The 20,920-nt window shown below is 56.0% G+C and carries 23 protein-coding genes; 9 read left to right on the forward strand and 14 right to left on the reverse strand.

From position 1 onward, the window contains the following. The first annotated feature begins 52 nt into the window (after positions 1-52). Complete coding sequence (gene ligB, locus ACHHZ6_RS16500; protein ID WP_395122747.1) at positions 53-1,723, forward strand: NAD-dependent DNA ligase LigB; 1,671 nt, start codon at positions 53-55, stop codon at positions 1,721-1,723. Between the two features lie 2 nt (positions 1,724-1,725). On the opposite strand, the gene ACHHZ6_RS16505 is transcribed toward ligB, so the two are convergent. Both ACHHZ6_RS16505 and ACHHZ6_RS16510 read right to left on the reverse strand, forming a co-directional pair. Next, positions 1,726-2,343, reverse strand: coding sequence for a trimeric intracellular cation channel family protein (locus tag ACHHZ6_RS16505; RefSeq protein ID WP_182273125.1), 618 nt, complete (start codon positions 2,341-2,343; stop codon positions 1,726-1,728). A 204-nt stretch (positions 2,344-2,547) separates the two neighbouring features. After that, on the reverse strand, positions 2,548-3,456 hold the full coding sequence (locus ACHHZ6_RS16510; RefSeq protein ID WP_182273124.1) for a LysR family transcriptional regulator: 909 nt from the start codon (positions 3,454-3,456) through the stop codon (positions 2,548-2,550). A gap of 102 nt (positions 3,457-3,558) precedes the next feature. Here ACHHZ6_RS16510 and ACHHZ6_RS16515 point away from each other — a divergent pair, with 102 nt between their 5' ends. Next, entirely contained in the window at positions 3,559-4,563 is a 1,005-nt protein-coding gene (locus ACHHZ6_RS16515) for an NAD(P)-dependent alcohol dehydrogenase (RefSeq protein WP_395122748.1), read from the forward strand. A 29-nt stretch (positions 4,564-4,592) separates the two neighbouring features. On the opposite strand, the gene ACHHZ6_RS16520 is transcribed toward ACHHZ6_RS16515, so the two are convergent. Further along, complete coding sequence (locus ACHHZ6_RS16520; RefSeq protein WP_182273115.1) at positions 4,593-5,456, reverse strand: YicC/YloC family endoribonuclease; 864 nt, start codon at positions 5,454-5,456, stop codon at positions 4,593-4,595. Positions 5,457-5,581: 125 nt separating this feature from the next. Between ACHHZ6_RS16520 and rph the strand changes: the two genes are divergently transcribed. Then, complete coding sequence (gene rph, locus ACHHZ6_RS16525) at positions 5,582-6,298, forward strand: ribonuclease PH (RefSeq protein ID WP_182273114.1); 717 nt, start codon at positions 5,582-5,584, stop codon at positions 6,296-6,298. A gap of 68 nt (positions 6,299-6,366) precedes the next feature. Further along, a complete protein-coding gene (gene pyrE, locus ACHHZ6_RS16530) occupies positions 6,367-7,008 on the forward strand; it encodes an orotate phosphoribosyltransferase (RefSeq protein ID WP_152082717.1) in 642 nt (213 codons plus the stop codon). An 81-nt stretch (positions 7,009-7,089) separates the two neighbouring features. On the opposite strand, the gene slmA is transcribed toward pyrE, so the two are convergent. From slmA to coaBC, 3 genes are all read right to left on the reverse strand, one after another. Then, positions 7,090-7,686 carry a nucleoid occlusion factor SlmA gene (slmA, locus tag ACHHZ6_RS16535; protein WP_182273113.1) on the reverse strand — a complete coding sequence of 199 codons (597 nt, stop codon included), beginning with the start codon at positions 7,684-7,686 and terminating at the stop codon, positions 7,090-7,092. Between the two features lie 119 nt (positions 7,687-7,805). After that, positions 7,806-8,264, reverse strand: a complete 459-nt coding sequence (gene dut / locus ACHHZ6_RS16540) for a dUTP diphosphatase (RefSeq protein WP_182273112.1) — start codon at positions 8,262-8,264, stop codon at positions 7,806-7,808. Then, entirely contained in the window at positions 8,242-9,453 is a 1,212-nt protein-coding gene (gene coaBC / locus ACHHZ6_RS16545; RefSeq protein ID WP_182274596.1) for a bifunctional phosphopantothenoylcysteine decarboxylase/phosphopantothenate--cysteine ligase CoaBC, read from the reverse strand. The genes dut and coaBC overlap by 23 nt, the downstream gene beginning before the upstream one ends. A gap of 173 nt (positions 9,454-9,626) precedes the next feature. On the opposite strand from coaBC, the gene radC reads away from it, so the two are divergent. The 4 genes from radC to mutM all read left to right on the forward strand — a co-directional run bounded on the left by radC (position 9,627) and on the right by mutM (position 11,821). Then, positions 9,627-10,292: a DNA repair protein RadC gene (radC, locus tag ACHHZ6_RS16550; RefSeq protein WP_182273111.1), complete on the forward strand. Its 666-nt coding sequence runs from the start codon at positions 9,627-9,629 to the stop codon at positions 10,290-10,292. 218 nt (positions 10,293-10,510) lie between these two features. Beyond that, positions 10,511-10,747 (forward strand): 50S ribosomal protein L28, encoded by a 237-nt coding sequence (gene rpmB / locus ACHHZ6_RS16555; RefSeq protein WP_002436699.1) that lies wholly within the window; start codon positions 10,511-10,513, stop codon positions 10,745-10,747. Between the two features lie 22 nt (positions 10,748-10,769). Next, positions 10,770-10,937, forward strand: coding sequence for a 50S ribosomal protein L33 (gene rpmG, locus ACHHZ6_RS16560; protein ID WP_003024094.1), 168 nt, complete (start codon positions 10,770-10,772; stop codon positions 10,935-10,937). A 74-nt stretch (positions 10,938-11,011) separates the two neighbouring features. Next, positions 11,012-11,821: a bifunctional DNA-formamidopyrimidine glycosylase/DNA-(apurinic or apyrimidinic site) lyase gene (mutM, locus tag ACHHZ6_RS16565; protein WP_182919204.1), complete on the forward strand. Its 810-nt coding sequence runs from the start codon at positions 11,012-11,014 to the stop codon at positions 11,819-11,821. A gap of 39 nt (positions 11,822-11,860) precedes the next feature. On the opposite strand, the gene coaD is transcribed toward mutM, so the two are convergent. The 4 genes from coaD to ACHHZ6_RS16585 all read right to left on the reverse strand — a co-directional run bounded on the left by coaD (position 11,861) and on the right by ACHHZ6_RS16585 (position 15,439). Continuing rightward, on the reverse strand, positions 11,861-12,340 hold the full coding sequence (gene coaD / locus ACHHZ6_RS16570) for a pantetheine-phosphate adenylyltransferase (RefSeq protein WP_182273109.1): 480 nt from the start codon (positions 12,338-12,340) through the stop codon (positions 11,861-11,863). Positions 12,341-12,343: 3 nt separating this feature from the next. Then, the gene (locus ACHHZ6_RS16575) at positions 12,344-13,114 is read right to left on the reverse strand and encodes a glycosyltransferase family 2 protein (protein WP_395122749.1); all 771 of its coding nucleotides are present in this window, start codon (positions 13,112-13,114) and stop codon (positions 12,344-12,346) included. Then, entirely contained in the window at positions 13,114-14,388 is a 1,275-nt protein-coding gene (gene waaA, locus ACHHZ6_RS16580; RefSeq protein ID WP_182273107.1) for a lipid IV(A) 3-deoxy-D-manno-octulosonic acid transferase, read from the reverse strand. Before waaA ends, ACHHZ6_RS16575 begins: the two co-directional genes overlap by 1 nt. A 67-nt stretch (positions 14,389-14,455) precedes the next feature. Next, complete coding sequence (locus tag ACHHZ6_RS16585; protein ID WP_182919205.1) at positions 14,456-15,439, reverse strand: glycosyltransferase; 984 nt, start codon at positions 15,437-15,439, stop codon at positions 14,456-14,458. Positions 15,440-15,596: 157 nt separating this feature from the next. Here ACHHZ6_RS16585 and ACHHZ6_RS16590 point away from each other — a divergent pair, with 157 nt between their 5' ends. Next, positions 15,597-16,700 (forward strand): glycosyltransferase family 4 protein, encoded by a 1,104-nt coding sequence (locus ACHHZ6_RS16590; RefSeq protein WP_395122750.1) that lies wholly within the window; start codon positions 15,597-15,599, stop codon positions 16,698-16,700. Here the strand turns inward: ACHHZ6_RS16590 and ACHHZ6_RS16595 are convergent. Genes ACHHZ6_RS16595 through rfaF form a run of 4 tightly spaced genes read right to left on the reverse strand, consistent with a single transcriptional unit; the run spans position 16,679 to position 20,917 of the window. After that, the gene (locus ACHHZ6_RS16595) at positions 16,679-17,788 is read right to left on the reverse strand and encodes a glycosyltransferase family 4 protein (protein ID WP_395122751.1); all 1,110 of its coding nucleotides are present in this window, start codon (positions 17,786-17,788) and stop codon (positions 16,679-16,681) included. The two genes, ACHHZ6_RS16590 and ACHHZ6_RS16595, sit on opposite strands and share 22 nt — an antisense overlap. Continuing rightward, the gene (gene rfaQ, locus ACHHZ6_RS16600) at positions 17,785-18,888 is read right to left on the reverse strand and encodes a putative lipopolysaccharide heptosyltransferase III (RefSeq protein WP_182273103.1); all 1,104 of its coding nucleotides are present in this window, start codon (positions 18,886-18,888) and stop codon (positions 17,785-17,787) included. Before rfaQ ends, ACHHZ6_RS16595 begins: the two co-directional genes overlap by 4 nt. Continuing rightward, positions 18,881-19,867 carry a lipopolysaccharide heptosyltransferase RfaC gene (gene rfaC, locus ACHHZ6_RS16605; RefSeq protein ID WP_182273102.1) on the reverse strand — a complete coding sequence of 329 codons (987 nt, stop codon included), beginning with the start codon at positions 19,865-19,867 and terminating at the stop codon, positions 18,881-18,883. The genes rfaQ and rfaC overlap by 8 nt, the downstream gene beginning before the upstream one ends. 3 nt (positions 19,868-19,870) lie before the next feature. Continuing rightward, on the reverse strand, positions 19,871-20,917 hold the full coding sequence (rfaF, locus tag ACHHZ6_RS16610) for an ADP-heptose--LPS heptosyltransferase RfaF (protein ID WP_182919210.1): 1,047 nt from the start codon (positions 20,915-20,917) through the stop codon (positions 19,871-19,873). Between the last annotated feature and the right edge of the window lie 3 nt (positions 20,918-20,920).

Raw genomic sequence — 20,920 nt, forward strand, 5'->3', positions numbered from 1 at the left:
CGTTGTTTCGGACGTCGGGGTATACCTCCTGCAACGTAAAGGAGGGGTAGCAATGTGGCGATGGATAAGCGGGTTACTGCTGTTGTGGTGTGGCTATGGTGTGGCGGTGTGCCCGGTGTGGTCACAGGCAAAAGCAGAGAAAGAAATTTCGGCGTTAAGCGCGCAAATCAAACGCTGGGATGATGTCTACTGGAAACAGGGCGTGAGCGAGGTTAATGACGAGGTTTATGATCAGCTTAACGCACGGTTAAAACAATGGCAGCACTGTTTTGGCAGTGAGCTTTCCGGGGAAACACTTCCCGCACTGGCGGGAAGCGTAAAACATCCTGTCGCCCATACGGGGGTGCATAAAGTGGCGAGTAAAGATGAGCTTCGCCAGTGGATGCATACCCGGCGCAACCTCTGGATGCAGCCCAAAGTGGATGGCGTGGCAGTGACGCTGGTGTACCGCAACGGAAAGCTCATCCAGGCCATCAGTCGTGGTGATGGGCTAAAAGGTGAAGACTGGACGGCGCAGGTTCATTTAATACCTTCAATACCACAAACCCTGGCCGGAACGCTGGCGAATAGCGTGCTTCAGGGCGAGCTTTTTTGGTTGCGCGACAACCACATCCAGCGCCAGATGGGCGGGATGAATGCACGCGCAAAAGTGGCGGGTGCGATGATGCGGCAAACGGATAATTCGCTTCTGAGCCAGATCGGCGTGTTTATCTGGGCCTGGCCGGATGGGCCGAAAGAGATGCAGAACGCGCTGGCTGAGTTAGCAAAAGCAGGATTTACCCTGACGGCACGTTATACCCAACCTGTAGTGTCTGTTGATGCTGTGGAGATGCAGCGTTTAGCGTGGCAAACCACCGCGTTACCCTTTGCCACGGATGGCATTGTGGTGCGTTCTACTGATGAACCACCGGGTGAAGGCTGGTTACCCGGGGAGGGAGGCTGGGTCGTTGCGTGGAAATATTCACCTGTCGCACAGGTGGCTGAGGTGAAAGGGATCCAGTTTACTGTGGGGCGAACGGGAAAGGTGTCCGTTGTGGCAACGCTGGAACCGGTGCAACTGGATGATAAGCATGTGCAGCGGGTGAGTCTGGGGTCGGTGGGGCGTTGGCAACAGCTGGATATTGCTCCTGGCGATCAGGTGCTGGTGAGCCTGGCCGGACAGGGGATTCCCCGGTTTGACAAGGTGGTCTGGCGTGGGTCGGACAGACAAAAACCGCAGCCTCCGGCCTCTGATTATCATTCGCTGACCTGCTTTTATGCCTCGCCGGACTGTATGGCGCAGTTCTTTGCCCGGCTGACGTGGCTCAGTTCAAAACAAGGGCTGGATATTGAAGGGTTGGGGGAGTCAGGCTGGCGGACACTTCACCAGGTACACCATTTTGAGCATATCTTTTCATGGTTGTTATTAACGCAGGCGCAGCTTCAGGCCACGCCGGGTTTTTCTGCCGCACGCGGGTTAGCGCTCTGGCATCGTTTTAATCTGGTGCGTGAGCAGCCCTTTATCCGCTGGATCACGGCGATGGGAGTTCCGCTAACCAAAGCGACGCTGAATGCTGCAGGAGGGCTGTCGTGGCAAGCGATGAGTCAGCGTAATGCCGCTGACTGGCGTGCTTTACCGGGAACGGGAGAGGAGAAGGCGCGGCAAATCGTGAACTGGATCCACGCGCCCCAGGTTGATGTGCTGGCTAAGTGGCTGGCTGAGCAGCACATCAACGGGTTCTGACATCAGTGCGCGCTGTGTTTGTAGTGAAAAACGGGCAGCCCGAGCTTCAGGCGCAGCGCCAGCATACGGGCCGTAAAGCCGAACAGCAGCGTGGAGATGACCACCACATCGTGGTTAGAAACATAATGCTGCAGGGCGATATAGAGCACGGCAGCAGCAAAGGAGATACCAGCATACAGTTCCTTCTGGAAAACCAGTGGAATACGTTTGCAGAACATATCGCGCAGCACGCCGCCAAACACCCCCGTTACTACCGCTGCAATAGTGGCGATAACCGGGCCTTCACCCATATCGAGCGCGATTTGTGCGCCAATAATAGAAAAGACAATAAGACCAAGTGCATCAAGCACCAGGAACAGACGACGCAGGTGCGGCATAACGGGAGCAACAATGGTGGTTAATACAGCGGCAGTTGCCACGATAATGACGTATTCAGGGTTTTTAACCCAACCGAGCGGGTAATGACCAAGCAGGATATCGCGCACGGAACCGCCGCCCAGTGCGGTCGCTGTGGCAATAATAATCACGCCGAAGGTGTCCATACGGCGACGTCCGGCTGCGAGTGCGCCGGTCATGGCTTCTGCGGTGATACCAATGAGATAAAGAATGTGAAGCAGCATATAACCTCCGGTGTGAAGGCGTGGAGGTTAGCGATTTGTGCGCACGATCACGATTGAGTTTTTCTAAGGTAAACGATTAAGGATTAATATTTATAATGTGTTTGTTTTGTTTTTATTTGTCTTATTTCTTTGTTTTATAAAGATTAAATGACATTAAATAATGTCATTTCGACAAGTGTTTGTTTTGAGTTTTACTTATAAAAACTAATCTTTTAATGCAATGCGTTGTGGGAGTTGCTCACGTAAGCGATCGACAGCCATGCGAACCTTCAGCGGCAGCCAGCGCGTTTTTGGCCAGACGGCATGAATAGGAAGCCGGACACCGGCGGTGTCAGGAAGGATCTGAACTAAGCGTCCACTGTGCAGGCGTTCGTTAATGAGCCAGTAAGGAAGCCAGGCAATGCCGTCCCCGGCTTCTGCGGCGTCGGCAATGGCGTCCAGATCGTCCATGTAGAGCCGCCCTTCAGGTTTGAAACGTTCGATTTGACCATTGATGGTGAGCTGCCATTCCAGCGGTCTGGTTTTGTTCAGGTAAAAAATAGCCTGATGCTGCATAAGTTCATCTGGTGAAGCCGGGGTGCCATATCGGGCGAGATATGACGGTGCTGCACACAGGCGCATGTCGTGCCAGGAAAGTGGGCGGGCAATGAGGTCGGTGCTGTCTTCCAGCTGGCCGTTACGCACCGCGAAATCAAACCCTTCATCCACCAGATTAATCACGCGATCGCTGAAAGAAAGCTCCAGTACCAGCTCGGGGTGCTCTCGTGCCAGTTCCAGTAAAACCGGGGCGACGCAGCGACGTCCGAACAGTACGGGCAAGGAGACGCGTAATTTACCGCGCAGGATCTGTTTGCCGCTTTCCAGAAGTGCTTGTGCTGCCTCCATTTCGCTGTGCGCGCGGTGGGCATGTTCAAGCAATAGTGAGCCTTCAGCCGTTAGCGTCTGGCTGCGTGTGGTGCGCAGGAATAACCTGACACCCAGCCTGCTTTCAAGCCGCGCGATGCTCTTACCTACGGCAGAACGCGACAGGTGTAGTCGCTCCGCTGCCCGGGCAAAACTACCGCTTTCAACAACTTGCAGGAAAAGGTCAATACCATCAAACCGGTTAAGCATTGTCGCTCCTGAAGCACCAATATGAGGAAAAAGTATCAGCACTGGTGAGTAAATTGCAACGCTATCCTTGTGTCATCTGTCAGACGACACAGGAAGAAAAAGATGAAGTACTGGACAATGCAGTCAGCCGGGCGCGACAACCTTATTCTGGATACACAAGCTCAGCCAGAACCGGGGCCGTTTGACGTCCGGGTTCGTGTTAACGCGGTTGCACTGAACTACCGTGATAAGTTGATTGTTGAGGGGGCAATGCCTGCCGTTTTTCCGCTAACGCCTGCGTCAGATATGGCAGGTGTTGTTGAGGCTGTTGGTGAACAGGTGAGCCGCTTTCAGCCTGGCGACAGGGTCATTTCCTCTTTTTCGCCCGACTGGATAGACGGTAAACGTCCCGGCAGCGCAGTCGAACCCCACGGGGCTGCGCTCGGTGGTGCCTATCCTGGTATGCTGGCTCAGCAAATTGTGGTGAACGAAAACTGGCTGGTGGCTTCCCCGGAGAGTCTCAGCGATATCGAGGCCAGTACGCTGCCCTGTGCAGGATTAACCGCCTGGTTTGCCCTGGTTGAACAGGGGCAGTTAAAAGCCGGAGATTCCGTTCTGGTTCAGGGGACAGGCGGTGTGGCTCTGTTCGCCCTGCAAATTACCAAAGCGCAGGGGGCAACGGTTTATGTCACCTCTTCCAGTGACGCTAAACTGGACCGCGCGAAAGCGCTGGGGGCTGATTTCGTCATAAATCGTCATCAGGGTGACTGGGTGGAACAGGCGTTATCGCTGAGCCGTGGTCGGGGCATCGATCATGTTGTGGATACGGTTGGTGGCGGTAACGTTGCACACTCTGTCGCCGCCGTTGCTCCCGGAGGAAGGGTTTCGTTGATTGGAGTGTTAGAAGGAACAGAGATTGGTGTTCCTGCCGTACCGATGTTAATGAAATCTGCCGTGATTCAGGGCATTGGTGTTGGGCATCGCCGGGCATTAACCGATCTCGTCCGGGCGGTAGATGCGACACATCTGAAGCCTGTTATCGACAGTACCTGGACGCTGGAACAGCTACCCGAAGCGCTGGCTCACCTGGAGAGTGGCCCATTCGGTAAGATTGTGATTACGCTATAAAAAAAGCCCCGTCAGGGGCTTTCAGAGATTTACTCGATATTCTGGATCTGCTCGCGCATCTGCTCAATAAGCACCTTCAGCTCAATGGCGGAATTGGTGACGTCGGCATTGATCGATTTCGAGGCCAGGGTGTTCGACTCCCGGTTGAACTCCTGCATCATAAAGTCGAGGCGACGGCCTACCGCTTCTTTCTTCTTCAGAATGTTGTAGGTCTCTTTAACGTGCGCTTCCAGACGATCCAGCTCTTCGGCCACGTCCACACGCTGCGCCATCAGTACCAGTTCTTGTTCCAGACGGTTGTTTTCCAGCTGAACTTCAGCTTCTTCCAGTTTCGCGACCAGGCGTTCGCGCTGCCATTGCAGCACTTCTGGCATATGGGTGCGAACTTTAGCCACTTCGGTGCTAACGCCTTCAAGACGCTGCTCAATCAGCGCTTTCAGCGCCTGACCTTCGGTTTCGCGGGCAACAATAAAGTCATCCAGCGTGCCGTCGAGAGCTGCAAGAATTTCCGCAGTAATTGCATCCAGATCCTGCTCGCCAGCGGCCATCACGCCAGGCCAGCGCAGAATATCAACCGGGTTGATTTCACCTTCATCGCTCTGCATTTTGACCCAGTTCGCGGCATTGACGAGCTGCTTCGCCAGTTTTTCGTTGAGGATCAGCTCACCCTGTGCGCTGGCATCCGGCTCAAAGCGCAGGTTACATTCCACTTTACCGCGTGTCAGACGAGTACGGATACGCTCACGCACCACAGGCTCAAGACTGCGGAACTGCTCCGGCATACGGAAATACGTTTCCAGATAGCGCTGGTTTACCGAGCGCATTTCCCAGGTAGCGCTACCCCAGCTACCCTTGATTTCACGCCGGGCGTAGGCGGTCATACTGCGGATCATAGACATTCCCGTTTTTAAAGGAGAGATGGGGGGATTATAGCTTTCAGGGGCTTCTCAGGATAGGAATAAGCGTCCTTTATCCGTATAATGCGCAGCCACATTCGTTTCAAGCCGGAGAATTCATCATGCGTCCAGCAGGTCGTAGCGCCAATCAGGTGCGTCCCGTCACCCTGACCCGTAACTATACAAAACACGCTGAAGGCTCCGTGCTGGTTGAGTTTGGTGACACCAGGGTACTGTGTACTGCCTCTATCGAAGAAGGCGTTCCTCGCTTCCTGAAAGGCCAGGGCCAGGGCTGGATCACTGCGGAATATGGCATGCTGCCACGTGCAACCCATACCCGTAACGCCCGCGAAGCGGCAAAGGGTAAACAGGGTGGCCGTACTATGGAGATCCAGCGTCTGATCGCGCGTGCACTGCGTGCAGCCGTTGATCTGAAAACCCTGGGCGAATTCACCATTACTCTGGACTGTGATGTGATCCAGGCTGATGGCGGCACGCGTACGGCGTCGATTACCGGCGCATGTGTGGCGCTGGCCGATGCACTGAACAAACTGGTTGCTGCCGGTAAGCTGAAAACGAACCCAATGAAAGGGATGGTTGCGGCGGTTTCCGTCGGTATCGTTAACGGTGAAGCGCTGTGCGATCTGGAATACGTTGAAGATTCCGCAGCCGAGACCGACATGAACGTGGTAATGACCGAAGACGGTCGCATTATTGAAGTGCAGGGCACAGCGGAAGGCGAGCCGTTTACCCACGAAGAGCTTCTCACCTTGCTGGCGCTGGCCCGAGGGGGAATCGAATCCATTGTAACGACGCAGAAAGCGGCGTTAGAAAATTGATTTTAAAGGCGACCAGTGAGTCGCCTTTTTTTTGCCTGTAAGACAGAAAAAACCAAAGGAGCGAATCCATGAAATCGTATCAGCGCCAGTTTATTGAGTTTGCGCTTAACAAGCAGGTACTTAAGTTTGGCGAATTTACGCTGAAATCCGGGCGTAAAAGTCCCTATTTCTTCAACGCCGGGCTGTTTAATACCGGGCGCGATCTGGCATTGTTAGGCCGTTTCTATGCCGAAGCGCTGGTGGATTCCGGGATCGATTTCGACCTGCTGTTTGGCCCGGCTTATAAAGGCATTCCGATTGCGACCACTACGGCGGTGGCGCTGGCGGAGCACCACGATCGCGATGTGCCATACTGCTTTAACCGTAAAGAAGCCAAAACCCACGGCGAAGGCGGCAATCTGGTGGGCAGTGCGCTGCAGGGCCGCGTTATGCTGGTGGACGATGTGATCACCGCAGGCACTGCTATTCGTGAATCGATGGAGATTATCCAGGCTAACGGCGCTACGCTTGCAGGTGTACTGATTTCTCTGGATCGCCAGGAGCGTGGTCGCGGCGAAATTTCTGCAATTCAGGAAGTGGAACGTGATTACGGCTGCAAAGTGACGTCGATTATCACACTGAAAGATTTGATCGCGTACCTGGAAGAGAAGCCAGAGATGGCAGACCATCTGGCAGCAGTGCGTAAATATCGGGAAGAGTTTGGCGTGTAATGTACTGCCCGGTGGCGCTGCGCTTACCGGGCCTACATAACCGTAGGCCGGATAAGGCGAAGACGCCATCCGGCAACAGTGTTACTGCAACTGGGCAGCCACTAACGGCCAGCGGGCGTCAAAATCGTCCGTTGGTCGGTATTTGAATTCACTGCGCACAAAGCGGGAGAGCATCCCTTCGCAAAACGCCAGCAGCTGGCCCGCCAGCAGCGTTTCATCGGTGTTGTAACCTTCACCTTCACGCATTTTCTTCTCGCGCAGTACCTGTCGCAACTGGGCTTCAATACGCTCAAAAAGCTGGTTAATGCGACCCTGCAGCCTGTCTTGTTCGAACATCAGCGCGTGGCCGGTCAGGATACGGGTTAAACCGGGATTACGTTCGCCAAAGCCCAGAATCAACAGCACAATCAGACGCAGACGCGCGCTGGTGTCTTTTTCATCTTTCAGAATCAGGTTGATGCGTGTGATCAGGCTGTCTTCGATAAACTCGATCAGGCTGTCGAACATCCGGGTTTTGCTCGGAAAATGGCGATACAGTGCCGCTTCCGACACGCCTACAGAGGCCGCCAGTTTTGCGGTGGTGATGCGTTGACTGCCATCGCTGGATTCAAGCATCAGAGCCAGAGACTGAAGTATTTCTTCGCGACGGTTCCTTTTCGCGGTTTGTTTTTCTGCCATGTTACAAAATACCCCTGAAAATAAGCACTGCCAGGCTGGCATCCACACAGCGACCGCAAACTACGGTTTGCGGTTTGTTATTGCATTATGGCGCTGTGAGATGCGTAACAGTCGGGCGATTATTTGCGCCCGGAATGGCCGAAGCCGCCTTCGCCACGGTCGGTAGCGTCAAAATCTGCCACCAGATTAAATTCGGCCTGCACCACCGGTACGAATACCATCTGTGCGATGCGCTCACCGGGTTCGACGGTGAAGCTGTCCTGACCGCGGTTCCAGACGGAAACCATCAGTTGACCCTGATAGTCAGAGTCGATCAGGCCGACCAGGTTACCCAGCACGACGCCATGTTTATGACCCAGGCCAGAACGTGGCAGGATCACCGCTGCGAGTGATGGGTCAGCAATGTGAATCGCCAGACCGGTCGGGATCAGGGTGGTTGCACCCGGAGCCAGTTCTACGGCGTCATCGAGACAGGCGCGCAGGTCAAGACCGGCGGAGCCGGAGGTGGCATAGGTTGGCAGCGGGAATTGCTCGCCAACACGCGGGTCCAGAATCTTAACGTCGATTTTTTTCATCATAACGGGTAACGATCTCGTCCAGTAATTGTTGGCCCAGGAGTTCCTTGCGCTCAAGCGGTAAGACTTTATCTCCATCCTGCCAGAAAAGGTGCAGTGCGTTGCTGTCGCTGTTAAATCCTTGTGTGGCCAGCGATACGTCGTTCGCGCAAATCAAATCGAGGTTTTTGCGGGTACGTTTTTGCCGGGCATATTCTTCCACATTATTCGTTTCTGCGGCAAACCCAACAACGTAAGGACGATGGCTTTTCAGTGCGGCAACGCCGGCAACGATATCCGGGTTTTTCACCATTTTTAGTGTTAATTCATCGCCTTGCTTTTTAATTTTGGCATCAGAAATTGTCTCGGCGCGGTAATCGGCGACGGCGGCACAGCCGATAAAAATCTGCTGATTTTGCGCATGTGCCTGTACAGCGGCTTCCATTTCCAGTGCGGTAGTGACATCAATGCGCTGCACAAATGGAGGGGTAGGCAACAAGACCGGGCCGCTCACCAGCGTGACGTTCGCACCGCGTTTTGCCGCTGCGGCAGCAATGGCAAAGCCCATCTTACCGGAGCTATGGTTAGTAATGTAACGCACCGGGTCCAGCGGCTCACGCGTTGGGCCCGCGGTAATCATGATGTTGAGATGTTGCAGATCGTTGACAGGCGAAAAATGAGCGGCGGCCATATCGACGATAGCCAGTGGGTCAAGCATGCGCCCTGGGCCAATATCGCCACAGGCCTGGCTGCCGCTGTCCGGCCCCCAGATCAACAAGCCGCGAGAGGACAGCGTCTCCAGATTGTGCTGGGTGGCGGCATTGCGGTACATCTGCTGGTTCATGGCGGGCACGACGGCGACAGGGGCAGGCGTCGCCAGGCAAATAGTCGAGACCAGATCGTTCGCCATACCCGCGGCTACACGGGCGATTAAATCTGCCGTGGCGGGGGCAAGGATAACCAGGTCTGCCCATTTCCCCAGCTCGATATGACCCATCGCGGCTTCCGCGGCTGGATCAAGCAGGCTGTCAGATACCGGGTACCCTGAAACGGCCTGCAGGCTCAGAGGAGTGATAAAGGCTTTGCCGCCTTCAGTTATCGCGACCCGCACGTCGGCCCCGCGTTCGCGCAGACGACGCACCAGATCCGGCGCTTTATAGGCAGCAATACCGCCGCTCACGCCAAGAACGATTTTTTTACCGGCCAGGCTCATCATGATTCTTTCCTGTTGGGTTTCACCAGAGAGCGGGCATTTTATCACAATCCAAAAATCGGGGTGCTTTTGTCCTTCAGTCACTTTGCGAGGCGTTACGCAAGAACGAAACATGGCCGTCGAGCACCGGATGTACCTGTGGCAGCATAATGGCAAACATAAGGAGACAGCACATGGAAGAGACTGAACTGCTGCTACCGCGTGAAAAACTGCTGCGCTATGGCGTCACGTTGTTAAAAGATGACGAACTGCTGGCACTCTTTTTGCGCACCGGGACGCAAGGGAAGACGGTGTTTACGCTGGCAAACGATTTGATAGACCACTTTGGCTCACTGTACGGTTTGCTGACGGCTGAACTGGAGGCGTTCCGACACGTTGAGGGGATTGGGGTCGCGAAGTACGCTCAGTTAAGAGGCATTGCCGAACTGGCACGGCGTTTTTACAATGTCCGTCTGGAAGAAGAAGATCCGGTTCTGACGCCAGAAGGCGCGCGTGAATTCCTGCAGAGCCAACTGGCGGATGCGGAGCGCGAGATCTTTATGGTGATCTTTCTCGATAACAGGAACCGGATACTGAAACATAGTCACCTGTTTTCGGGAACATTGAGCCATGTTGAGGTTCATCCGCGTGAAATTGTGCGGGAAGCGATAAAAGTGAATGCAGCCGGCGTGATCCTCGCGCATAATCACCCCTCTGGCTGTGCACAACCGAGCAGAGCTGACAAAGAAATCACCGAACGCATTATCAAATGCTGTCAATTCATGGACATTCGTGTACTGGACCATCTGATAATTGGCCGCGGAGAGTACATTTCTTTTGCAGAACATGGTTGGATTTAGACCATTTCACGCGATCCATCGGGATCTTTGTCTGTTCGGGACTTGAGCACACCGCCGAGTCAGCGTATACTACGCCACCTTTGAGAATCTCGGGTTTGGCATTTGGGCCTGGCAATCGAGAGTTCACTTAGAACTATGCGATGACCGGGCTGTAAAGCCTGACGAGGCGCCGATACCCCATACGAAGCTCGAGCTAATTTGATTTTTGGAGAATAGACATGTCCCGAGTCTGCCAAGTTACTGGCAAGCGTCCGGTGACCGGTAACAACCGTTCCCACGCACTGAACGCGACTAAACGCCGTTTCCTGCCGAACCTGCACTCTCACCGTTTCTGGGTTGAGAGCGAGAAGCGTTTTGTCACCCTGCGCGTATCTGCTAAAGGTATGCGTGTAATTGATAAGAAAGGCATCGATACAGTTCTGTCCGAACTGCGTGCCCGTGGCGAAAAGTACTAAGTACTTAAAGAGGAAATAAATCATGGCTAAAGGTATTCGCGAGAAAATCAAGCTGGTTTCTTCTGCTGGTACAGGTCACTTCTACACCACCACGAAGAACAAACGTACTAAGCCGGAAAAACTGGAACTGAAAAAATTCGATCCAGTTGTACGCCAGCACGTACTGTACAAAGAAGCTAAAATTAAATAATTTTAGTCTCCTTGTATTGAAAAACCCCGCAACTGCGGGGTTTTTTGCATTCTGCATCTCTCAACGGAGGAACCATGCCTGAATTACCTGAGGTAGAGACCAGCCGTCGCGGTATTGAGCCCCATCTGGTCGGCGCGACCATTCTTCATGCTGTTATCCGAAATGGTCGTCTCCGCTGGCCGGTTTCCGATGAGATCCATGCCCTGAGCGACAAACCCGTTCTCAGCGTCCAGCGCCGTGCCAAGTATCTGCTGCTGGAGCTGCCAGATGGCTGGATCATCATCCATCTGGGGATGTCCGGGAGCCTGCGCATCCTTACTGAAGAACTGCCTGCGGAAAAGCACGACCACGTCGATCTGGTGATGAGTAACGGTAAAGTGCTGCGTTATACCGACCCACGACGCTTTGGCGCGTGGCTATGGACCAAAGAGCTTGAAGGACATAGCGTGCTGGCACATCTGGGGCCAGAGCCGCTCTCAGAGGCCTTTAACGCGGAATACCTGAAAGCGAAGTGTGCGAAGAAGAAAACCCCGATCAAACCCTGGCTGATGGATAACAAGCTGGTGGTCGGCGTGGGGAATATTTATGCCAGTGAATCGCTGTTTGCTGCCGGGATCCATCCCGATCGGCTGGCCTCTTCGCTGTCGGCACAGGAGTGCGAACTGCTGGTCAGGGTGATTAAAGCGGTGCTGCTGCGTTCAATTGAGCAGGGGGGGACGACGCTGAAGGACTTCCTGCAGAGCGACGGTAAGCCGGGGTATTTTGCGCAGGAGTTGCAGGTGTATGGCCGTAAAGGCGAGCCGTGCAGAGTCTGCGGAACGCCAATTATTGCAACGAAACACGCCCAGCGTGCCACGTTCTACTGCCGTCAGTGCCAGAAGTAAGCGTAGGCCCGGCAAGCACAGCGACACCGGGCAAAAGATTTACTTCAGTTTCTCCATCAACGCCTGATGGACATTCACTGGCAGGAAATGGGTCACATCGCCGTGATGACGAGCCACCTCTTTCACCAGCGTGGAGGAGATAAACGACCACTCTTTGGATGGCATCAGAAACACACTTTCCAGCTCCGGCATCAGGTGGCGGTTCATGTGCGCCAGCTGCATCTCATACTCGAAGTCAGCCACCGCGCGTAAACCACGGATCAGGATATTGGCCTGTTGGGTGCGGGCGAAATTGGCCATCAGGTCGCTGAACCCTACCACTTCAACGTTCGGCAGGTGCGAGATCGCCGCGGTAGCCAGCGCAACGCGCTCGTTGAGGTTGAACATCGGCTTTTTGCTGGGGCTGGCGGCAATCGCCAGAATCACCTTGTCGAACATGCTCGTCGCACGGGTGATGATATCAAGATGACCGTTGGTGATCGGATCGAAGGTACCCGGATAAATCGCTTTTGTGCTCATGGCTCACGTTTTCTCTGAGTAGCCGCGGCAGAGCGCCCACAGCTCGGTGTATTTGTTAAAAGTATACTGGGCATTCACCACCGCCAGTAGCCAGCCCTGTTTTCCGTCCAGCACCCCACCGCGCAGCAGCAGCGTTTTCAGAAACGCGCCCAGCGTGTGGGTAAAAATACCGGTCAGCGTGGCCTTCTTGCCGCGCTGGTGGCGTTCCTGTGCCCATGCGGTGGCGTAGTTGAGCTGTTTACGCTGGAAACTGGCGAAATCCCGGCAGGTCAGGTGGAGCAGATCGCCCGTCAGGGGGATCACCTGAGCGTTGTCACAGGCCAGGGATTCGTGCACCAGATTATTGTTGTACTGATACTGCTCGCGCTCATACAGGCGCATCACGCGGTCAGGATACCAGCCGCTGTGGCGCATAAAACGACCGAGGAAGTAGTTACGACGCGCAATGCTGTATACCGCGCCAGGATGAGGTGCGGCGAGCACGGTCTGAATGGCTTGCTGCAATTCCGGCGTGATGCGCTCGTCGGTGTCGAGCATCAGCACGTAATCACCGGTGGCGTACTCCTGCGCGCGCTGGCGCTGGATGCCATAACCCTGCCAGTCGGTGTTGGTATACACTTTTGCACCCGCTGCGCGGGCGACCTCCACCGTGTTGTCCGTGCTACCGGAATCGAGCAGGACAATTTCGTCAGCCCAGGCGACAGAAGCCAGGCAGTCCGGAAGCAGGTCGGCGGCGTTTTTGGCGATCATCACGACCGACAGACGCGTTGACATTAGTGGCTCCGCTGAGGCAGATAAGGTTGCAGAAGTTGCAGCAGACGGGTCAGTGCGCCCTGGTTCTGATGCAGCACTTCGACGGCATGACGACCATACCACAGGCGGTAATCTTCGTCGGTCAGAAGGGTCGAAACCTCCTTCACCACCGAATCCGCGTCGGTTACGGTAATTAAACCATCGGCTTGCTGCAATTTAGCGCAGATATCTTTGAAGTTAAACGTGTGTGGCCCCATCAGCACCGGAATGGCATGCGCGGCAGGCTCCAGCGGGTTATGACCACCGCGCTCGACCAGACTGCCACCGACAAAAGCGAGGTCAGCAATGCCGTACAGCAGCATCAGTTCGCCCATCGTATCGCCAATCACCACCTGGGTGCTGCCGGACGGGATCTCACCGCTGCTGCGCAGGGTGAAGCTGAAACCGCCTTTTTGCACCATTTCACGGGCATCTTTAAAACGCTCCGGATGGCGAGGAACCAGGATCAGCAATAAATCAGGGAATTTTTCCAGCAGCGTACGGTGAGCCTGCAGGATGACCGCTTCTTCACCGTCGTGGGTACTGGTGGCAATCCAGACCTGACGACGCGGTGCCCACTGGCGGCGCAGCGTCACCGCACGGGCGGCGAGTTCAGGCGTGACGGAAATATCGAACTTCAGGCTGCCCGTCACCGCAAGCTGGTTGCGTTTCAGGCCCAGAGAGAGAAAGCGCGCCGCGTCTTCTTCGTTCTGCGCAGCAATCAGCGTGATCTTACTGAGCAGGCGACGCATAAATTTACCCAGCTTGCCGTAGCCTTTCGCCGACCGCTCTGAGAGACGGGCGTTGGCAATCACCAGCGGGATTTTACGGGCATGCAGGGCGGAAATCATATTTGGCCACAGTTCAGTTTCCATCACGATCACAAGCTTCGGGCGAACGGTGTCCAGGAAACGGCTCATGGCGCAGGGCAGATCGTAAGGCAGATAGACGTGATGAACGTCTTTACCGAATGCGGACATCACGCGCTCAGAGCCGGTCGGCGTCATGGTGGTGACGGTGATAGGCAGTGACGGATAGCGGTGGCGCAGGGCGCGAACCAGCGGGATCGCCGCCAGCGTTTCGCCAACAGAAACGGAATGCAGCAAAATACCGTCCGGGGCGACTTTATTGCGGCAGTAACCATAGCGTTCAGCCCAGCGTTTACGATACGCAGGCGCTTTACGGCTACGAAGCAACAGTCGCAGCCACACCAGTGGCTGAATGATGTAGAGCAGGGCGGTATACAACAATTCCAAGCGATTATCCGTTTTTTTTAGTTTCGGCGGGCAAATTCTAAGCATTTAAGCCAGGTAAAGCTATCTCTTATGCCAGATACCGTTTTAAACGGAAATAACGGCGGCCCAGTCGCCAGTGCTGGCGCAGCCCACGGGCGTTTTTCCAGATCAGTGCCCAGATCCCCCGGTCGAACAGTTCGCGGATGATTTCGCGTTTTTTGCTGAGATCGCCAATGTTGTTAATGGCGTGGAGAATGCCCAGCCCCTCTTTCGCGATTTGCCACTGGCAAGCCGGAACCCGGCGCACGGTATCCGGGTAGCGCTGGTTGATAACATCCAGCATCTCAAGGATTTTCATGTAGTGGCGTGCGTTACGCATGCGCGAGTCATCCGTACCCGGCGTGTGTGACACCGAGGCGGAGTGAATAAGGTAGTCGTAGAAGGTTTCGTCGGTGTACTGCACGCGTCTGGCGGTCAGCAGCACTTCGGTCGTCCACGGAATATCCTGATGACGCAGGCCATGTTCAAAGGTGAAGCCCTGCTCTTTAATGAACGCGTGGCGATAAATATTCAGCCAGGTGACGTGCAGGAATTTACGTGATGCCAGCGCGCGCTGTAGCCACGTTGGGCCGTCCAGCACGTCGGTAGATTGCAGTTTGTCTGACGGGAAGATTTTCTTTGACGGTCTTCCGTCATCGTAAATATAGGTGCCGTTGCAGGTCGCGACATCGAGATCGTTCTTTTTAGCCATCTCAAGCAGGCGCGGATACATGCCCGGATAGATCACATCGTCGATGTCCGGGAATGCAACATACTCGCCCGTCGCTTCTGCCAGGCCGGTATTGCGGGCTGCGGATACGCCCTGGTTGGCCTGGTCAATCACCTTGTAGAACGGGAATTCACTGGCGTATTGCGCAATGATGGCCGCAGAGTTGTCATTTGACCCGTCGTTCACAACGACCAGCTCCAGACTGTCCAGATGTTGAGCTTTGATGCTGTCGAAAAATGCACTCAGGAATTTTTCACCGTTATAGACGGCGACCACAAGGCTCAATAAAGGTTTGTCGGACATGCTTTCTCCGTTGTGTTCAGGGCAGGCCACCCATATTGGTGATACCATTCGTGCTGTATTATATCTGGTGGATACTAAAAACATATGCCTGGAGGGACAAAGATCCCGTCAGGCGGCAAATTAGCGTCACGCTGGCGAGATTCTTAACAGGAAATGTATGCATATTGTTCACACTGAAGCAGACGGCGGCAAAGGCGGACAGCCTCTGCGCATTATTAATGAATCGCTAGGGATGATTCAGCGTGGCCATCAGGTGACCATTCTTTGTCCGGAAACCGCGCCGCTGCATGCGCTGGCGCGTGATGCCGGGTTAACGGTTGTCACCATGCCGTTAAAGCGTAAGAACCTTAAAAACCTGCAGTTGCTGCGCCGCTGGCTGAAGGCTAACCGTCAGTCCATTGATGTCATCAATAGCCATAACTCTGCCGATACCTGGCTGGTGGCACTGGCGAACCTGACGCTCGCAAACCCGGTGCCGCTGGTGCGTACCCGCCATGCCTCAGGCGTGCCGCGTAATAACTGGACCACCCGCTGGCTGTTTCGCACCGCCTGCGCGCATATCGTAACGACTGGCGAAGCGCTGCGTCACCAGGTGGCGAATATTGGCGTACCGATGTCCCAGAGCACGTCGGTGCCAAGCGGCGTGGATACGCAGCGTTTCCGTCCGGGGGATAAGCACGAGGCGCGTGCGCACTGTGGGCTATCGCAGGATGACTTCTGGCTTGGCGTGGTATCGCACCTGCGTCCGAACAAAGGACACAGCGTTTTGCTGCGCGCGCTGGCGAAGATCGACAACCCGCACCTCAAACTGGCGATTGTCGGTGAAGGGCCGCATAAAGCGACGCTGGAGCAGGAGGTTGTGGGTCTGGGGTTGCAGCAGCGCGTGGTGATGGCGGGGCATCGCAGCGACCCTGAACGCTGGTTCCCGGCCTTTGATATTGCGCTCAGCCCGTCTCACGATATGGAAGGTGTGCCGCAGGGCGTGCTGCAATCATTAGCCTCCCGCATTGCCACTATTGCCACTGACGCAGGTGGTACGGGAGATGCGGTGATTAATGGTCAGACGGGGATTTTGATCGCACAGCGCGATGAAAACGCGCTGTGCGATGCAATTGTGAAGCTCTGTGACGATGCCACCCTCCGCGAGACGCTGGCGCAGCAGGGGTATGATTACCTGAGCACCCACTTTACCCGCGAATGTATGCTGGACGCGATGGAGAAGGTTTTCTCCGATGCGGCTCAGCGCAGTAAATCGCGATAAAGCGCCTGCAGCTCTTTGGCCATTCTGTCCAGGGTATACGGTTCCGCTGTTGCGCGTGCGGCAGCGGAATAATCGACACCCTGATTGCGGCCTTTCAGCCATTGAGTGATGGCCTGCTGGTAGCCTTCGCTATCCAGCGCGTCGCATACCCAGCCGTTTTTGCCCTCTTCAATCCACTCTGCAGCACCACAGCCGTGGCTGGTAAGCAGCGGCAGACCGCAGGCCAGCGCTTCCACGCAGACATTCGGGAACGGGTCGTAGAGCGTCGGCAGGATCAGGGCATCAGCCGTGCCGTAGACCTCACGGACATCTGCCACCGGGCCGAGGAAACGCACCCGTGACGCCACGCCCAGCGTTCGGGCGAGCTTTTCAAACTTACGCGCATGCTTATCGCGTCCGGCAACCAGCAGCCAGACCTCAGGATGAGGCACGATGGCGCGTAGCGCAGTGGCCACACCTTTACGGCTAAATCCGGAACCGACATACGCCAGAACCGGCGCATGCTGCGGGATACCGAGCGTATCGCGCTGCGACAGCGCGCGGACATCCGGGCTGAAATGCGCAGTATCCACGCCGTTGTAAATCACCGTCAGCTTGTCATCCGACAGGGCAAAACGACGGGCGATATCATCGCGCACCATTTTCGAATTACAGATCACCTTGCGCAGCTGCGGATGGGTAAACATCTGTGCTTCCGCCTGCAAAATATAGCGGTGATAGCGGCTCAGCGACTGCGCCCAGCGCGCCAGTGGCGACAGAATGCGGCCATACTGCTCAAGCCAGGTGGCGTGAACGCCATCGCCTGCGCGGAAGATGGTTGCTCCCGGGATGCGCTCGTGGCTTTGCACAATATCGAACTGTGCGAAATGCGCGGCGGCTTCGGCGGCAAAACCAGATTCCCGCGCGATGCGGTTACGAAACGGTGGGTTCACCGTCAGCGTTTTCCAGCCGGAAGCATCTTCCCACTGGCGGGCGATCAGCGTGACGTCGAGCGACGTGTCCTGTGCCAGCACGTTCAGCGCACGGGAGACAAAACGCTCCGCACCACCGTTGGGGTTGTAAGTCTGTCGGACTATCGCCAGCTTCATGCAGGATTTTCCAGGAGCATTGTGTCGATGGCGCTCAGCACCTGCTGCGGCGTGATGGCCGTGATGCAGTCAGAGACACCGCCGTCGCCGCAACCCGCTTTACCGCACGGCTGGCAGGTAAACCCGGCAACGATCACGCGATAATTAACGCCCCACGGTGCCCATTTAATGGCTCCGGTTGGGCCGAAGATGGCAACGGTCGGCGTACCGACGGCACTCGCGAGGTGCATTGGCATGGAGTCCACGCCGAAGTAAACCCGCGCGTGTTTCATCAGTGCGCCCAGCTCTTTGAGGTTCAGCTGACCGCTTAAATCAAACACCGGCTGGGTGAGTGCGGCACGCAACTCATCCATGTAGGCCTTCTCGTCTTTTGACGGTGCAGCGGAGAGGATAATCGGCAGGCCGCGAGCCGCCAGGTTATCGATGGTGGCCGCCAGCTTTTTGATATCCCAGGCCTTAAACATCCAGCGCGACGTTGGATGCACCAGAATATAGGATTTACTCTGGAGCCCGAATCCGGCCAGTTTTTCGGCGACAGACGCTTCCGCCGCGTCGCCCGGTACAAACAGGGTGTGCTTATCTTCATCGGACTGGGGGTGAATGCCGATCCGGCGCAGGGCATCCAGGTTCACCTCGACCATATGGCGGCTGTTGTCCTGAATCGCCGGGTAGAGCGTGGTGAAGGATTTCACCCAGCGACGGCGTGCCAGGCCACCGCGTTTATCAGGCCGAAAGCCCACGGAGACGCGCGGTTTCAGGCGACGCGCCAGACGTGCGCCGTGCCAGTGTTCGGTCAGGTTAATCAGTACATCGTACTGACGGCCTTTCAGGGTACTCAGCAGCGCACGGTAGAGACGGAATTGTTCAAACCAGCCCTTTTTACGCCAGTTGCGCCCAATGGTATGCACCTGGTCGATATGCGGGTGGCTGGTCAGCATCGCCTGCGTGTCGTCATAGACCAGCGCGTCAACTTCCACGTCCGGCCAGTTCTTTTTCAGCACGGTAAACACCGGCGAGGTAAGCAGAACGTCACCGTGGTGACGCAATTTAATGATCAGCACGCGCTTTGGTGGGCGCTCCGCTGAGAAAAAATCAGACATAAGCTCTCTCTGCTGCCAGCAAAGGCTCTAATTGCGCAAATACCGCAGCGGCACTGAGGTCGCTCAGCTGCGATGAATGTTCCGGGCGGCAGACATATTGATTTTTTCCGTAGCCGCCGATAAGACCCGGGTCCGTTGGGCCGTAAAGCGTAATATTAGGTCTGTCCAGCGCGGCCGTCAGGTGGCTTAAGCCCGTATCGACGGAAACCACTGCCGCGGCACCTGCCAGCTCTTGTGCCACGCCATCCAGCTTCATGCGCGGCAGAACGTCCACGTAATCAAACCCGTCTGCCAGGCGTCTGGCTCGTGCCTCTTCGTGCGGTGCACCCCACGGCAGTTTGATGCGCAGTCCCGCGTTGCCAAGCAGGCCAATCAGTTCGCGCCAGTGTGCTTCCGGCCAGTGTTTATCGTCCCGGGTGGTCGCGTGGAGAAAAATCAGATACGGCGCGTTGTCAGGCAGCGAACCGTGAAGAAAATGCTGAGAAATGGCGTAATCGCCCTGCATGTGTGGTTTCGCATAGCCGAGGCTTTTGGCAAACAGCTCGCGGGTGCGTTCCACGGCGTGCTGCTGTTTAGCAATATGGTGCCGACGGTTATAGAACAGGCTCGCCAGCGGCTCGCGGGCGGTTTGCCAGTCCATGCCGTGCTTTACGCCGTGCGCCAGACGCGTCACCAGCGCGGCGCTTTTGACCAGCCCCTGCGCGTCAATGATGGCATCGTAATGCTGAGCCTGTACCGCATCGCGGAAGGCTTTACGTTCAGCTTTAATCGGTGCGGAGAACCACGCTTTGCGCCAGCGGCGGATAGCCACCGGGATCACACGGTCGACCGCTTCATGCCAGGTGGGGATCTGCGCGAAGCCTTCTTCCACCACCCAGTCAAAACGAATGCCGGGAATGGCCTGCATGGCATCCGTCAGCGAGGGCAGCGTATGCAGCACATCACCCATCGAAGAGGTTTTAACGATCAATACCCGCATTCGTTATCCTTCTTCGCTCAACAGCAGGTCGTTGAGTTCTTCCAGAACGCGTTGCGGCGTAATGTCGATCAGACTCTGGTGATAACCTTCAGCTGCATCGCCTTTACGCACTTTATGGTAGCCCGTGATCAGGCGAATGACGCGTGCTTTATTCGACAGCGGCGGCGTAAAGTCCGGGCTGCTTGGGCCGTACAGCGCAACCAGCGGGCGGTTTAGCGCGGCGGCAACGTGCATCAGGCCGGAGTCGTTGGTGACCACGGCTTTACAGGCGGCAATCAGGATCACCGCTTGCTCCAGCTGGGTTTCCCCCGCCAGATTGCGGCACCAGGCTTGTTGTTCGGTACTGAGTGCGGCAAGGATTTCGTTGCCCGCCTCGTGGTCTTTCGCCGAACCGAACAGCACAATCTGGTAGCCTTCGTCGATCAGCTGCTTCGCCAGTTCGGCGTAGTGATAGTGCGGCCAGCGTTTTGCCGGGCCGAACTCTGCGCCAGGGCAGAAACCGATCATTGGGCGTTCAGACGAAATGCCAAATGCATTACAGGTCTGGGATTTCTCACCCTCGTGAACCTGTAGCTGCGGCCACAGAAGCGGCTGCGGCAGGTCTTTCGCGCTGCGCATCACGCCTTTGTCGTAGGCCAGCGCCACGTAGCGTTCCACCATCAGCGGCCAGGCGGCTTTATCCAGCACGCGCGCGTCGTTCAGCAGGCCGTAACGCATTTCACCGCGCCAGCCAGTGCGATGCGGTACGCCGGCAAAGAAGGGCACTAAGGCCGATTTGAAGGAGTTAGGCAGCACGTAAGCGCGGTCGTAGCGCTTGTCACGCAGGCTATGGCCGAGCTTGCGGCGTTCGCCGATTTCCAGCGCCCCGTGGCCGAGCGGCATCGGGATCGCCTCATTCACTTCCGGCATCCGCGATAAAAGCGGACGGCACCACGCGGGTGCCATCACGTCGATTATCGCCTGGGGATAGCGCGCCTTGAGCGTGCGATAGAGACTTTGCGACATCATCATGTCGCCCACCCAGGACGGGCCAACCACCAGTATTCTCATCGG

It is taken from the genome of Enterobacter cloacae complex sp. 2024EL-00214 (assembly GCF_043945575.1).
Lineage (GTDB): Bacteria > Pseudomonadota > Gammaproteobacteria > Enterobacterales > Enterobacteriaceae > Enterobacter > Enterobacter cloacae_P.